We start from the raw sequence: 14,156 nt of genomic DNA, 5'->3' as shown, positions 1-14,156 counted from the left end.
CCGACGTAGATCGGTGATCTTCATTTTGATTTGCTGCGCATAGACCTCAAAGGTGTATTTATTATGAGCTATTAACGTTGGCGAATGAACTCCAGATAAATACCTAAAGTTGTGAACCAGTTCCCTAAATAGTCAAGAAAGATTGCCAGAAAACGTTATTCTATGCCTGTTTTGTAATTTGACTGGAAAAACTCCATGAATGAACTACGCGCTCAAATTGGCCTTTACTTGAAGACTATTTTAGTTGTTTGCTTGTCCACTTTGAGTGTCGCAACGCTAGCTGAAACTATTGCGGTTAAAGACGATGTCACCGTACAAAAAAGTGACCTTGTTTCGGCCTTAGTGGGGACTAAAGTAAGTCTTTCAAATGTTGAGTTGTCTGGTAGAAATGCACAGTTTGGTTTGTTCTCTGGTTTTGAGTTTTTATTCGGCACTGAATTCGATAGCGGCGTAATCATGAGTACGGGTAAGGTTTCTTCGGTTATCTCGGAAAAAAACAAAACAGATAAGGTTTCAAATGAATTTAATAGAGACGCTGTAAATGATATCGACTTAGGTAATGGAGTTTACGATCCTGCCAAGCTGACATTATCTTTTACACCTGAGTTTGATGTAATTGTTTTGGATTTTATCTTCGGCTCTGAAGAATATAACGAATACGTACACTCGGAACATAATGATAAATTCGTCATTCTAGTGAATGGTGAGAATTGTGCCAAAACGCCCGACAACCAAATATTCAGCATTGATTCTGTTAACGATAGAGCAAATTACCCACCTGTTTATGGACAGAAAGGTGCATCCTCTAATGCAAACCTATACATAAATAACGATCCGGGGATTGATGTTTATAAAAATAATGTTGAAGATTCTAAAGCACCTTATGCTACCGAGATGGATGGATTTACGCGGAAAATTCGCTGTGTCGCCGACGTTCATGCAGGTGTGACTAACAAGATTATTATCGGCATCGTTGATGATGGTGATGCAAAACTAGACTCGTGGGTTTTCTTCCGCGCTAATAGTCTAAGTTCAACAGTCATTCAAAAAAGCTATGACTCTGACCACGACGGTATTGCAGATATTATTGAAGGCAACAAAGATACTGACAACGATGGAATTCCTGACTATTTAGACTTGGATTCTGATAACGACGGCATTCCCGATGCTATGGAAGATATCGACTCACCCGTTTTGCTAGGTTTTGATCATGATAACGACGGCATAGTAGATGCATTGGATGTCGATTTGACTGGTGGGCTCGATGAAAATAATAATGGCATTGATGATGCGCTTGAGCCCACCGATACAGATAAGGATGGGATACCAGACCATATTGATTTAGACAGCGATAACGACGGTATTCTAGATGCAATAGAATCAGGAAGGTTACCTGAATTAACGGGTGTTGACACCGACTTGGATGGGCTAGATGACGCCCTCGATGTTGATCAAACCAAAGGACAAGATGCTAATCATGACGGTATTGATGACGCATTCGCACTCAATGATTCAGACAATGATGGAATGCCAGACGTTTACGATTTAGACAGTGATAACGACGGCATTCCCGATAGCGTTGAGTTTCAAGGTAATCCAAACATTGATGCAGACTTAGACGGCAGAATTGATGACGCAACAGACAAAAATAATGATGGCTTGGCCGATATCATCTCTCTCAATGCAGTCCCCGTAGACACAGACTCAGATGGTTTGCCAGATTACTTAGATTTAGATAGCGATAATGACGGATTAACAGATTTAAAAGAATCGCTACCGCTTGGTATCGTTCTAAGCGTTTTAGATGCAGATAAAAACGGTCAATTAGACAGTACCGAAGATAGAGATCACGATGGCCTGATAGATGTTGTCGATTCCATTGTTGTAAATGGTAAGGCGGGGTCATCGGTCAGTTTAATTGATATCGATGGTGATGGTCTCCCAGCCTATCGAGATGTTGATACTGATGGCGACGGGTTCACTGATGATATGGAAGATGGAGATTTCAATAACGATGGTATCAACGATCGTTTACAAAAAATGCCATCGTTAAAGACCGCCGTATCGGGCATAGGAATAGGTAGTTTGGGAATAGAATACTTAATGCTTTTGCCATTGCTCATACTATTGCGTAGAAAAAATGCAGCTAAAATTTAATATGAAAGCTGGCAATATCACAGGGTTATTATTGGTTTTGGCATTACCTTTGAGTCAGCTCCAAGCTCATGACTCTATCGCTGCAAGTTACGTTGTACCTGATGATGAGCTAGTCTGGCTAGTATATGATCCAGATGTTCATGGCGATCTAAGTTCAAACGACTTAACCTTTTTACCTGGGTGGTATGCGGGTCTAGGCGGAGGCTCAACCGAAGTAGCACCTGAAGGTAGCTCAGGTGGCTTTTTTGTTGAAGATGATCGAGATTGGGGTTTTAAAATATTTGTTGGTAGACGATTTTTCCCACATTGGAGTGGCGAGGTTTCATTCGTCGATACTGGTGAGGCAGGTTTAAGTAACAATAACCCTTCTATTGCTGCTACTCTCACAAACGCGACCATCAGCTATAAAATCCCAACGATATCAGGGAGCTATCATTTATTCGGACCGAAGAAAGACGTCGATGTATTTGGACGAGTAGGCTTGTCTGCCATCTTAAATACCGTATCAGATGAACGAATTACCTATGAAAAACAGACTCCGCTTCAGCTAAATATCGGTGGAGGTGTCCAGTGGCGTTTTGCGCCTAAGTGGTTTCTAAGAGCAGAATTTGATAGTTTTGACAATGATGCGAGCTTTATTGGATTATCCATAGGTCGGTATATTGGGCGGCACGATGAGCACCGAATTATTGAGCCTAAAGCGCTAGTGCCGGTAGTTGAAGTGCCCGAGCCGGTCGTTGTAGAGCCAGTTATGACGGTTGAAACCTGTGCAAAATTTAATGGGTCAATTGATGATATTCGTTTTGAAGTTAATTCCGCTGTTATTGTTGAAACAAGCTATCCTTTGCTTATAGAAGCAAGTGAAAACTTGAAGCAGTTCCCAGAAATTGTAATAGAGGTTCAAGCGCACTCAGACAGTACGGCATCAGATAGCTACAATTTAGAGTTGTCAGAGCGACGAGCCGGTGCGATAAAGGAATTTTTAGTACAACAAGGCATCGACTCTGAACGTATCGTTGCTAAAGGCTATGGTGAATCTCAGCCTCGGGCTAGCAATGAAACAGCAGAAGGTCGAGCACTTAATCGCCGAGTAGAATTTAAACTCATTGATAACTTGGCATGTGAATAAAACGTACTTTAAAAGGATGCAGCAAGCATGACTAAAATATTAGTGTTCGTTTGTTGCTTCCTACCCTTTTTTGCCTACGCAGAACGGACAATAGACTACATTCCGGTTTTCGAATCACTTCATTTTGACCGCCCTACCTTGTTAACGCATGCAGGGGATTCTAGTGAGCGGATATTTATTGTTGAGCAAGCTGGAAGTATAAAAGTTTTCCAGCAAAATAAAGAGGTTAAGCAAACCAGCGTCTTTTTTGACTTAGCCAAAATGACAGAAAATAAAATTTCAGTTAGTGGGGAAGAAGGCTTGCTTGGGCTAGCCTTTGATCCTGATTATAAAAACAACGGCTACTTCTATGTCTATTATTCTGCCAAAAGTCCTCGCCGTTCAGTTATCTCGCGTTTTTCTACTAGCAAACAAAATAAAAATATGGCTATGCATGGAAGCGAAAAAATATTGCTTGAGATACCGCAGCCTTATAGCAACCATAACGGAGGAATGATAGCCTTTGGTGCTGATGGGTATTTATATATCGGTACAGGAGATGGTGGTAGTGCGGGTGACCCACAACACTACGCTCAAAACTTAGCATCACTACTGGGTAAAATATTACGAGTCGATGTTAATGGCAAAGCTGCCAATGGCAATCCATTTGAGCAGCATCAAAAAGCAGAGCCAAGGGTTTGGGCTTATGGGTTGCGTAACCCTTGGCGCTTTAGTTTTGACCGAGCCACGGGCCAATTGTGGGCTGCCGATGTGGGCCAAAATGCCTGGGAAGAAGTCAATAGAGTCACTAAAGCTGGAAACTACGGCTGGCGTTGGTTTGAAGGTACACACGAGTATCGAGTCGATGAGCAAACTCACGCCAAAGTCATTGACCCAATATTTGAATACAGTCACAAAGACGGTAATTCTATTACGGGTGGGTATGTCTATCGCGGCAAAACCTACCCAGAGCTCGTTGGTTGGTATCACTTTGGTGACTTTGTAAGCGGCCAAATGTGGACATTGAATACGGCTGATTCCAATGCAACAGCTATTAAAACTGGCCGAATTAACAACCCATCTGGGTTCGGAGAAGATGAGCAAGGCGAGCTTTATGTTCTCAGTTATCAAGGAAAGCTGTTCCGAGTCGTCTCCCAGCCCTGAATCAGACCGACAACGTCGGCATGGCACCTAAACCTCTATTAGGTTAGAATTTCCTGCTTGTTATGATTGTGAAATTACCACGCTGAGACCTTTTGAATGACCGATTTGCACGATGATGATCTTCTTGGTGAAGATCAAGAAGTTTCCCGAGTAAAAGCACCACCACACTCCTTAGAGGCCGAACAGTCAGTTTTAGGCGCGTTAATGGTCGACAACAGCCAGTGGGATAACATTTCTGAACTGCTCGTGCCCGATGATTTTTTCCGCAATGAGCACCGTCAAATCTTTCGTATGATGATCAAGTTGGCTGAATCCTCTTCGCCAATGGATGTCATTACCCTTGGTGAGACCTTAGAGAAAGAAAAGCAACTGGAAGCAGTCGGTGGCATGCTGTATTTATCCGATTTAGCGGAAAATACACCCTCAATATCAAACTTAGTTGCCTACGCTAAAATTGTTCATGAACGGAGCTTGTTACGACAGCTGATTACCGTTGCCAATGATATCGCCAGCAAAGCCTATGACCCACGAGGACAGGACGCTAGTACTATCTTAGATGCGGCAGAGCGTGCGGTTTTCCAAATTGCAGAAGATAGGCCCAATCAAGGCGGATTAGAGCATATTAACCCATTGGCTGACGCTGCATTAAAGCGGATAGAAGAGCTCGCTAAGCAGGACTCCGATATTGTTGGGGTTTCGTCTGGGTTTAGTGATCTAGATAAAATGACCAAGGGCTTTAAAGGCGGTGAGTTGATCATTGTCGCGGCTCGACCTGCTATGGGTAAAACGACCTTTGCTATGAACTTAGTCGAAGAAGCTTTTTTGAACCAAAGCAAAGCCGTGGTAGTGTTCAGTTTAGAAATGCCATCTGAGCAGTTGGTAAACCGTTCATTTGCATCATTAGGGCGTATTGACCTAGGTCGAGTATCGACCGGTAAGTTACAAGATGATGACTACCCTAAACTGGCAAAAGCCATCAACTTAATGAAAGATAAAAAGCTATTTGTTGATGATACCGCAGGGTTATCGCCTTCAGATATGCGTTCACGTATACGACGGCTCGCACGTGAACATGGCGATATTGGCATGGTGATGATCGATTACCTTCAGTTAATGAGCATCAAAGGCTATACCGAAGGTCGAACTAACGAAATTTCAGAAATATCTCGCTCTTTAAAAGCACTCGCCAAAGAATTTGATTGCCCAGTCATTGCCCTGTCTCAGCTCAACCGTTCATTGGAGCAACGTCCAAATAAGCGGCCAATTGCGTCTGACTTACGTGAATCGGGCGCTATTGAGCAAGACGCCGACTTAATTACTTTTATTTATCGAGACGAAGTGTATAACGAAGACTCGCAAGATAAGGGCACGGCAGAGATTATTATTGGTAAGCAACGTAACGGGCCGATAGGTACTGTCCGTCTTGCTTTTCAAGGTCAGTATTCAACCTTTTCAGATCTTGCACCTGATTATGAGGGTTATAATCAAGACTAGTTCGAGCGCTGTTCGTGGTTCGTCTACGTTGTAATATCGCAAATTACCCTTTATACATTTTTTATATGCTGTATATCCATTTAGCATTATAACCCAAATGTATGATGGGTATTTCCTCCATTCATCAAGACTTTTGTGACTTAATCCGTATAATCTGCTCAAACTTAAAAATAGATGCTTAGCTGTGAAAAACAGGCAGTTGAGTGTATTTTGAATGAGTAAAAGGCGGTATTGATGAGTGTACGATCGGTAGATGTATTGTTAGTCGGTGGCGGTGTCATGAGTGCCACTTTGGGAATGCTACTGAAACAACTAGACCCAAATATCCGAATTTTAATGGTTGAACAAGGTGAGAAAGTTGCTCAGGAAAGTTCAGATGGTTGGAATAATGCCGGAACCGGACACGCAGCTTATTGCGAACTTAATTATACCCCTCTTAAAGATGGCGTGATTGACACCACTAAAGCGCTAGCGATCAATGAAGCCTTTGAAACCTCATTGCAATTTTGGTCCTATCTCGTTAAGAAAGAAATTTTTCCAAAACCAGAGCTCTTTATTAACCGCACCCCGCATCAATCATTTGTTTGGGGTGAAGAGAATGTTGAGTTTTTACGTAAGCGTTTTGAAACCCTCAGTGCGCACCCACTGTTTGCGGAAATGGAATATTCAGAAGATCCTGAGGTCTTGAAGTCATGGATGCCCTTGATCATGCAAGGCCGAGATCCTGAAGAGAAGGTTGCTGGTACTCGTATTGCTCATGGTTCAGACGTGGATTACGGCGCAGTGACGCGCGAGCTTATTTTTAAACTCAGTAAAATGCATGATTTTGAATTGATGGTTGGTCATAAAGTCACCGATATTCGTAAGCGGGGCGATAATGGCTGGTCTGTTGAGGCGAACAACTTGTACGACAGCGGTGGTGAATACATCAACGCTAAATTTGTCTTTTTAGGGGCTGGAGGTGCATCACTCAAGTTGTTGCAAGCTGCCGGAATTGACGAAGGTTTAGGATATGGTGGATTCCCTGTCAGCGGGCAATGGTTAGTATGCCGAAAACCAGAAATAGTTGAGCAGCACCACGCTAAAGTTTATGGTAAGGCGCCTATAGGCGCGCCACCAATGTCGGTGCCGCACCTCGATACCCGAGTGATCGAAGGGGAGAAAGCTTTATTGTTTGGTCCTTTTGCGGGCTTCACTATGAAGTTTCTGAAGAAAGGCTCTATTTTAGATTTAATTTCATCGGTTCGATTCAATAATATTTTGCCAATGATGCAAGTGGGTCTGCGTAACATGGACTTAACACGCTATTTGATCAGTGAAGTTATGCAATCGCATGAAAGCCGCATTGAGTCATTAAAACGCTATTTTCCAGAAGCTAAATCAGAAGATTGGCATTTGTCTTATGCTGGCCAGCGGGTTCAAATAATCAAAAAAGACCCTAAATTAGGCGGTAAGCTAGAATTTGGAACCGAAGTTATTACCTCGGCAGACAAGAGCTTATGTTGTTTGTTGGGTGCTTCACCAGGTGCGTCTACTGCAGTTCAGACCATGGTTGAAATTATTGAGTCAGCGTTCAAAGACAAAGTCGACACACCTGAATGGCAAGCTAAATTAAAAGAGATGTTGCCATCTTATGGCGATTCTTTAGCTGATAATTCAGAGTTGTTAAAAGAAGTGCGAGATTATACAACGTCGACTTTACATTTGAAGCCACAAGAATAATGTAACGGCAGTTGTAAATAAAAATGAGGAGTAATTAAGAACTCCTCATTTTATGTCTACTCAATAAAAATAGTCAGCTATCACTTCGCTCGGAACGTTTTGTGGCAAGAACCGCATGTGCTGGATAGCGTCTTAAAGGCTGCTTCAAACTGATCTGCCGAGTTGATTTTTGATAAATCGACAGCAGCTAGGTTTAGCTCTTCGGCTATGCCTGAGAACCTGTCCCAATCTTGCCAAATTTCTGCTTTCGCATCACTGTCACCGCCATCCGTGCCTTCTACAAAGAGCTCTAGTAATGAATCGCCAGAATGCTTTGCAATTGTTGCAGCTGCACTGGTGACGGTGTCTAAATCGAAATCCATACGACCCCGTGCAATACTAGCGAGTGATTTGTTAGCATCACCAATAGCTGACATGGCATCCATGCGTTGCTTAACAACACCCGTGGCCTCACCGTGGGCCATGCTTGCTGTAATAGACAACGCCAGAAAGGCTGAGCTAATAGTCACTAAATGTAATTTATTCATTTGGTACTCTCTTTTATCCAGAAGGTATTATTGTAGAATTAAACAAGCTTCGAATGAATATTAGTCAATATATGGATCAGGTGTTATGACAGAGTTCAAATCTTTACGTATTTTTGTTGAAAAGGGTGTAGTGACTCGCCGAGTCGAGCTGTGTCGGCTAGAAGACTTACCTGATCATGATGTGCTTATAAAAGTTCATTTTTCGAGTCTAAACTATAAAGATGCTCTGTCAGCCAATGGTCATACAGGCATTAGTCGTCACTATCCACATACACCGGGTATAGATGCTGCCGGCGTGGTAGTTAGTGATCAATCACATACGTTTAAAGACGGTGAGCAAGTAGCGGTGATTGGGTTTGACCTTGGTATGAATACCTGGGGCGGCTTGAGCGAATATATTCGAGTACCGAAGGAATGGGTCATTTCTTTGCCTGCGGGTATAAGCCTAGCGGATGCCATGCGTTTAGGGACGGCTGGCGTTACAGCAGGGTATTGCTTAGAAAAGCTGCTGCGTAATGGGCTTGCCGGCAGCCAAGCCAATGTTTTGGTAACAGGGGCAACGGGTGGCGTGGGTAGTATTACAGTGCATTTGCTTGCTTCGCTGGGCTACAAGGTGACAGCATCGAGTGGCAAGACGGATCAATACGAATGGTTAACCGCTTTGGGAGCCTCTCAAATAATTGGCCGACAAGACTTAAGTGCTGAAAGTGTTAAGGCTTTGCTGCCTGAAACCTATGATGCTGCTGTTGATACGGTCGGCCAAGATACCTTAGTCAATATTTTGAAGTCATTGAAATACGGAGGCTCAGTCGCTGCTTGCGGTATTGTAGGCGGTACTGCGGTGCCGCTCGATATTTATCCATTTATACTTCGTCATGTGAACTTACTCGGTGTCGCCAGTGCGACAGCGTCCTTGGCCGATAGGCAGCGAGTACTGGCTAAATATGCAAGCCACTGGCGGTTACGCTTACTAGAAAGCTTATGCGAGGAAATTAGCCTCGAGCAAGTGTCAGAGCGAGTTGATGCTATGTTGGCTGGCACAATAACTAGACGAGCCCTGGTGAAACTATGTTAGTGGAATCGTTATTGGCGCTCGTAACGGACACAGCTTGGCGCACAGCATTAACGCAAAAGGTACCCAAGCCAGTTTTTGAACATCTAGAAAGTTACTTAAATAATCGCCATCAACAAGGAGAAACAATTTTTCCAGATGTTTCCCATTGGTTTCGAGCTATTAATGACCTTCCGTTATCAAAAGTGAAGGTTGTGATCATGGGCCAAGACCCTTACCACGGTATTAATCAAGCTCAAGGTTTAAGTTTTTCTGTGCCTGAAAATGCAAAAATACCACCTAGCCTTAGAAATATATTTAAAGAAATCGAAAATGACTGTGGCATCAAAAATGTATCGGGTGATTTAACCGCTTGGTTAGAGCAGGGCGTATTACTATTGAATGCGACATTAACCGTTGAGCAAGGTAAAGCCGGCGTACATCAGAAGCAAGGTTGGGAGGTGATAACCGATGCCATTATTTCTATCGTCAATGAACAACAAGAGAGTTGTGTCTTCTTACTATGGGGAGGCTATGCTGAAAAAAAGATTGCTTTGCTCGATACCAATAAGCACCTAGTGTTAACTGCGCCTCACCCATCACCCTTGTCAGCACATCGTGGCTGGTTTAATTGCCGTCACTTTTCTAAAGTGAATGAGCATTTGAGCAAGTTGTCACAAGAGACTATAAGCTGGCAAACAGGCTCCATTGTTCAAGATTCACTTTTTTGAGCGATTGATATAAAACTGCTTTCCAGTTTCAGGTGGCTAATTCACCATTTATCGTCAAAAAGAATAGATAATTACCCTTTTTGCGACTTACCCCATTTAAATATTCAGTGACAGTCTCTATCATGTCGCCGCTAGTTCGATTGAGACTAACACATACAATTACTGCGTATTCAATTACGCCACACTTTAAGGAGTCGTTATGAAGAGGAACTTCATACAAACTGCCGCTATTGCTATTGCTTTAACGACAGTCTCATTGCCAAGCCAAGCCTTTAGCTTGTTCGGTTGGTTAAGTTCAGATAAAAACACTGTCGAGGATATGATTGAGTTCATTCCGGCATCTACACCTATTTTCTTCGGTTCTGTCAGTACCAAAGACATGGTGAAGAGCAGCGATGAAATGATGAAGTCTGTTGACATGGGTGAAGTTGGTGAAGAACTCGCCAGTATGATCTCAGAGTTAAGTGACGGTCCTACTGCAGAATTCGTTGAAACCTTGATCACGGATTACTACGCCAGTGCGAGCGAAGGTGGTGTTGCCTTATATGAAGCATACGGCTTAGATGTTGATGGAGCTTCGGTATTTTATATGAATGGCTTATACCCTGTCGTACGTATGGCAGTGGAAGATGAAGCCGCATTCTTAACTATTTTGAAGCAGGCTGCTGCCGATTCGAACTTCGAATTGACAGAAAAAGCGATTAACGACGATATTATTACACGAATAGAGCTTACTGAATTTGATGGTACAACACTGTCTTTGGGCTTTTTAGCTAAAGATGGCGTACTAACTATTTCAGGTTTTTCGAACCTAGATACCGATGGGTACATTGCTGAACGTTTTGCGTTAACAAAACCAGCATTGGCTTTAACTGCTAAAGATTGGAAAAATGATGGTAAAACCTATGGTTTCGATGAAACACTTCGCGGTTACTTTAGTCTTATTAAGCTAGCTGAAACGATCTTTGACCCAAGCTCGCTTGCTCATTCTCAATTCTTGCTTTTAACCGATTCAAATGAGCGTATATCAAATGTCGTGAGCGACCAATGCCGGTCAGAGGCACTCGCATTGATAGCTCAAGCCCCAAGAGTTGTATTTGGTACAGAGAATTACTTGGTTGAAGACAATCAAATGACGGTTGATTTCAGCTACACCTTGGAAATTAAACACCAAAAAATACGTGAACAGCTGTCTATGCTGCAAGGCTTTCTACCCGCGTTTATTACCAATGATAGTGAGCTAACTACGGGTTTAGCGTTGGGCTTAGATATAGACAAGCTGACGCCAGTACTTACCGAATTGTGGACTATGTTTACCACGGCCACATACGAATGTGAGCCAATTGTTGAACTTCAAAACCAGTTAAGTTCAACTAGCCCAGCAATCATGGCTATGTTCACGGGTATGGCTCAAGGTTTCAAAGGTGTCAGCATTGGTATTTATAATCTAGAAGCTGATGAGACTTCAATGTTAGGCGGCACTATTGATGCAATTGCAACCGTTTCAACTGAAAAGCCAGAGCTGCTTTTATCTCTACTAACTAGCTATGTACCAACGTTTCAAGGTCTTGAAATTGCAATGGATGGAACCCCTACGTCGTTAGAATCTCTGGGTTTGCCATTGCCAGCCAGCATTGCGGTACAAGGTAAGCATATCGTTCTTTATACCGGCGAGAAGAGTGAAAAAACAGCTTCAACCCTGAAAAACGAAGCGTTAAATGCGAAAGGCCTGATTGCAATCAATTTAGATTACACTCGTCTGGGCGATTTGATGATGGACGCTGCGCAAGCCTATGGCCAATTTGGCATGGGTGGTTCTTCTGAAACTTGCACCCAAGCTTACCAAGGTGCGCTTGCTCTGGGTCAGCTGCCAATGAAGCTAACCGCAATTGAAGGGTATAGCGAACACGGCATGCAGGCTAAATGGTCCATGAAAATGGACATGCTAAGCATGATGCAGACTTACAACAAAATTGATGGTGAATATGAACTTTCCTATTTAGATTATGATTGCTCATGGACGCCAATAGGTGGTGAAGATATTAATGCAGATGGTACCGGCCGTTTCTACGAACTTGATGAGTCAATGAGCTGTGAAGTAAGTGAATCGACCTATACTTATGAAAAGTCGATTAACTTTATGAATCAAGTGGGAGTTTCATCAAAGTATCGTGATACGTGTGACAGCGAATGGGTTGAAGATGAGCCGTTCGATTTCGATTGCATTATTTTAGGAACCACCGATTCAGGTTTTTACTGCTTAGAAACCTATGAAGGTGAAGACACCTTATACCGCTATACAAGAAAATAAACCCTATACGTTGATGCGAATCAACACTGTGTTTTTCTAGCATTAAAGAGTGAGTTTAACGACTTACTCTTTTTTTTGACTTTAAAAAGCACCAAAACGCACAATAAGCTTGTTCTCTTGGCTTGAATCAACTTATCCGCTTGTAAATTACGGGAACTCTTGGCTATTCTATCGTTAATTGATGTAATACTTATTTTTTACCCCTTTAGAGGTATTAACACGAGGCTAACTAAGAGTATTCTATAGATTCGAAACACCGAGCTGTATGACCCTAAGTCACTCCGATATGGGCATTTAGCCTCGCACCTAGATGCGACAGGGTAGTATGTAGAAATGCTATTACCTCCCGATATTAGGAAAGGTGAAATATGTTAGAAGATTCCTTTGGACGCAGGTTTTACTACTTGCGTCTTTCTGTAACTGACGTTTGTAATTTTAGATGCACCTATTGCTTACCAAATGGCTATGATGGGCTACCTGCTGAAGCCTTTTTGACGGTGCCAGAGATCGAAAAAACAGTACAAGCTTTTGCCCAGTTGGGGACGGAAAAAATCCGTATTACAGGAGGCGAACCTAGCCTGAGAAAAGACCTTTCTGAAATCATATCTAGAGCCCGCGCTGTCAAGGGCATCAAAAAAGTCGCCCTGACGACAAATGGCTACAAACTCGATAAAAAAATCGACGATTGGTACCAGGCTGGCCTAAGCCAAATAAACGTATCAATAGACTCCTTTGATCAAGAGACGTTCAAAGAAATTACTGGGCATGATCGCATCGAAGAGATTATGTCTGGTATTGACCGTGCAATCACCTTAGGTCTAAAAGTAAAAGTTAATGCTGTTTTAATGAAGGGTGTTAACGATGACTTAGCGCCTATTTTCCAATGGCTAAAAACTAATCCAGTGACATTTCGTTTTATCGAAGTCATGGAAACCGCAGACCAAGATGTATTTTTTCGTCAGCACCATGTCAGTGGTGGCGATATTAAGCAGCAACTAATTGAGAGTGGTTGGCAGTCTATTATTAGAGAGCAAGCTGCCGGACCCGCACAAGAATTTTGGCACCCCGAATACCAAGGTCGCTTTGGCTTGATCATGCCTTACAGCAAAGACTTTTGTGCCAGCTGCAATCGCTTGCGGGTATCAAGTTTAGGAAAAATGCACCTGTGTTTGTTTGCCGAACAAGGGATCGATTTACGCCATTATATGGCAGCAGATATTCCACTTGATGACATGGTAAGTGCCATCGTTGAACATGTGTCAGGCAAGGCGCTCAGTCATGAATTAATCAACCATAAAAGTGGTGCAATGAAAAACCTTAGTATGATTGGGGGCTAGCATGACACAAGCTGTTTTAATTCTAACGGGTGGGCAAAGTCGTCGAATGGGGCAAGATAAGAGCCAGTTGCAATATAAGGGCCAAGCTTTAGTTGATTGGCAGTGCAGTCGGTTTTCTGCTGTTGGTTTTCAAGTTGTGAGCCAACTTGCAGACCGATTCCCTGGATTTTTAGGGCCATTGGCAGGAATAGATGCTGCACTTGCGCAATTTCCACACATCAAGCATTGGGTAGTGGTCCCTGTTGATATGCCTAAACTCAGTACTCAAATAGTCGATACGTTATTTACTCAAGGTGCGCAGAAGAGCGCGCCAGTTGCCTTTGAAAATGCACCAATGCCCATTTACCTGAATAATAACCCTGAGTTAATTCAAACCTTAGAATCGTGGTTGAATGATGAGCAAGGCAAACGGTCAGTTTATGCTTTGTTAACACAGCTGAAAGGGCATTGGTTGCCGAATACAGATAAAGCAGAAGAGCTAGAGAATTTTAATACCCCAGCAGAGTGGCAAGCTGCTTTGTCGAATTAGTTTTAAAAATATTTAATAGTCTTAG

11 protein-coding genes and 1 riboswitch are annotated in these 14,156 nt (G+C 42.8%); of the genes, 10 read left to right on the top strand and 1 reads right to left on the bottom strand.

Annotation, left to right across the window (positions count from 1 at the left end; translation table 11 throughout):
• Positions 1 to 195: 195 nt before the first annotated feature.
• The 5 genes from ACI882_RS10875 to mqo all read left to right on the top strand — a co-directional run bounded on the left by ACI882_RS10875 (position 196) and on the right by mqo (position 7,645).
• Positions 196 to 2,157 (top strand): choice-of-anchor L domain-containing protein, encoded by a 1,962-nt coding sequence (locus ACI882_RS10875; protein ID WP_411744389.1) that lies wholly within the window; start codon positions 196 to 198, stop codon positions 2,155 to 2,157.
• A complete protein-coding gene (locus tag ACI882_RS10870; RefSeq protein ID WP_411744390.1) occupies positions 2,141 to 3,286 on the top strand; it encodes an OmpA family protein in 1,146 nt (381 codons plus the stop codon). The genes ACI882_RS10875 and ACI882_RS10870 overlap by 17 nt, the downstream gene beginning before the upstream one ends.
• Positions 3,287 to 3,313: 27 nt before the next feature.
• A complete protein-coding gene (locus ACI882_RS10865; RefSeq protein WP_411744391.1) occupies positions 3,314 to 4,429 on the top strand; it encodes a PQQ-dependent sugar dehydrogenase in 1,116 nt (371 codons plus the stop codon).
• A gap of 96 nt (positions 4,430 to 4,525) precedes the next feature.
• Positions 4,526 to 5,923: a replicative DNA helicase gene (gene dnaB / locus ACI882_RS10860; protein ID WP_411744392.1), complete on the top strand. Its 1,398-nt coding sequence runs from the start codon at positions 4,526 to 4,528 to the stop codon at positions 5,921 to 5,923.
• A 234-nt stretch (positions 5,924 to 6,157) separates the two neighbouring features.
• The gene (gene mqo, locus ACI882_RS10855; RefSeq protein WP_411746588.1) at positions 6,158 to 7,645 is read left to right on the top strand and encodes a malate dehydrogenase (quinone); all 1,488 of its coding nucleotides are present in this window, start codon (positions 6,158 to 6,160) and stop codon (positions 7,643 to 7,645) included.
• Between the two features lie 80 nt (positions 7,646 to 7,725).
• Here mqo and ACI882_RS10850 read toward each other — a convergent pair whose 3' ends face one another.
• Positions 7,726 to 8,172 (bottom strand): c-type cytochrome, encoded by a 447-nt coding sequence (locus ACI882_RS10850; protein WP_411746589.1) that lies wholly within the window; start codon positions 8,170 to 8,172, stop codon positions 7,726 to 7,728.
• 85 nt (positions 8,173 to 8,257) lie between these two features.
• Here ACI882_RS10850 and ACI882_RS10845 point away from each other — a divergent pair, with 85 nt between their 5' ends.
• The 5 genes from ACI882_RS10845 (at position 8,258) to ACI882_RS10825 (ending at position 14,131) form a co-directional block, all read left to right on the top strand.
• Positions 8,258 to 9,247, top strand: coding sequence for a YhdH/YhfP family quinone oxidoreductase (locus ACI882_RS10845; RefSeq protein ID WP_411746590.1), 990 nt, complete (start codon positions 8,258 to 8,260; stop codon positions 9,245 to 9,247).
• Entirely contained in the window at positions 9,241 to 9,954 is a 714-nt protein-coding gene (gene ung / locus ACI882_RS10840; RefSeq protein ID WP_411748476.1) for a uracil-DNA glycosylase, read from the top strand. Before ACI882_RS10845 ends, ung begins: the two co-directional genes overlap by 7 nt.
• A 199-nt stretch (positions 9,955 to 10,153) precedes the next feature.
• Positions 10,154 to 12,265, top strand: a complete 2,112-nt coding sequence (locus ACI882_RS10835) for a hypothetical protein (RefSeq protein WP_411746617.1) — start codon at positions 10,154 to 10,156, stop codon at positions 12,263 to 12,265.
• A 242-nt stretch (positions 12,266 to 12,507) separates the two neighbouring features.
• Positions 12,508 to 12,645: riboswitch (molybdenum cofactor riboswitch) on the top strand.
• Complete coding sequence (gene moaA, locus ACI882_RS10830) at positions 12,634 to 13,602, top strand: GTP 3',8-cyclase MoaA (RefSeq protein ID WP_411745529.1); 969 nt, start codon at positions 12,634 to 12,636, stop codon at positions 13,600 to 13,602. Its footprint overlaps the riboswitch before it by 12 nt.
• Before the next feature lies 1 nt (position 13,603).
• Positions 13,604 to 14,131 (top strand): molybdenum cofactor guanylyltransferase, encoded by a 528-nt coding sequence (locus ACI882_RS10825; RefSeq protein ID WP_411745528.1) that lies wholly within the window; start codon positions 13,604 to 13,606, stop codon positions 14,129 to 14,131.
• The last annotated feature ends 25 nt before the right edge of the window (positions 14,132 to 14,156 follow it).

This window comes from Reinekea sp. (assembly GCF_046710285.1).
GTDB lineage: Bacteria > Pseudomonadota > Gammaproteobacteria > Pseudomonadales > Natronospirillaceae > Reinekea.
Note: the sequence above shows the minus strand (reverse complement) of the source record. Positions and strands in the feature narration are given on the sequence as shown.

Coding starts and splice junctions, on each gene's coding strand:
- ACI882_RS10850 (WP_411746589.1), bottom strand. CDS start 8,172: ATGAATAAATTACATTTAGTGACTATTAGCTCAGCCTTTCTGGCGTTG.
- ACI882_RS10870 (WP_411744390.1), top strand. CDS start 2,141: ATGCAGCTAAAATTTAATATGAAAGCTGGCAATATCACAGGGTTATTA.
- moaA (WP_411745529.1), top strand. CDS start 12,634: ATGTTAGAAGATTCCTTTGGACGCAGGTTTTACTACTTGCGTCTTTCT.
- ACI882_RS10845 (WP_411746590.1), top strand. CDS start 8,258: ATGACAGAGTTCAAATCTTTACGTATTTTTGTTGAAAAGGGTGTAGTG.
- ung (WP_411748476.1), top strand. CDS start 9,241: ATGTTAGTGGAATCGTTATTGGCGCTCGTAACGGACACAGCTTGGCGC.
- ACI882_RS10875 (WP_411744389.1), top strand. CDS start 196: ATGAATGAACTACGCGCTCAAATTGGCCTTTACTTGAAGACTATTTTA.
- ACI882_RS10835 (WP_411746617.1), top strand. CDS start 10,154: ATGAAGAGGAACTTCATACAAACTGCCGCTATTGCTATTGCTTTAACG.
- ACI882_RS10865 (WP_411744391.1), top strand. CDS start 3,314: ATGACTAAAATATTAGTGTTCGTTTGTTGCTTCCTACCCTTTTTTGCC.
- ACI882_RS10825 (WP_411745528.1), top strand. CDS start 13,604: ATGACACAAGCTGTTTTAATTCTAACGGGTGGGCAAAGTCGTCGAATG.
- mqo (WP_411746588.1), top strand. CDS start 6,158: ATGAGTGTACGATCGGTAGATGTATTGTTAGTCGGTGGCGGTGTCATG.
- dnaB (WP_411744392.1), top strand. CDS start 4,526: ATGACCGATTTGCACGATGATGATCTTCTTGGTGAAGATCAAGAAGTT.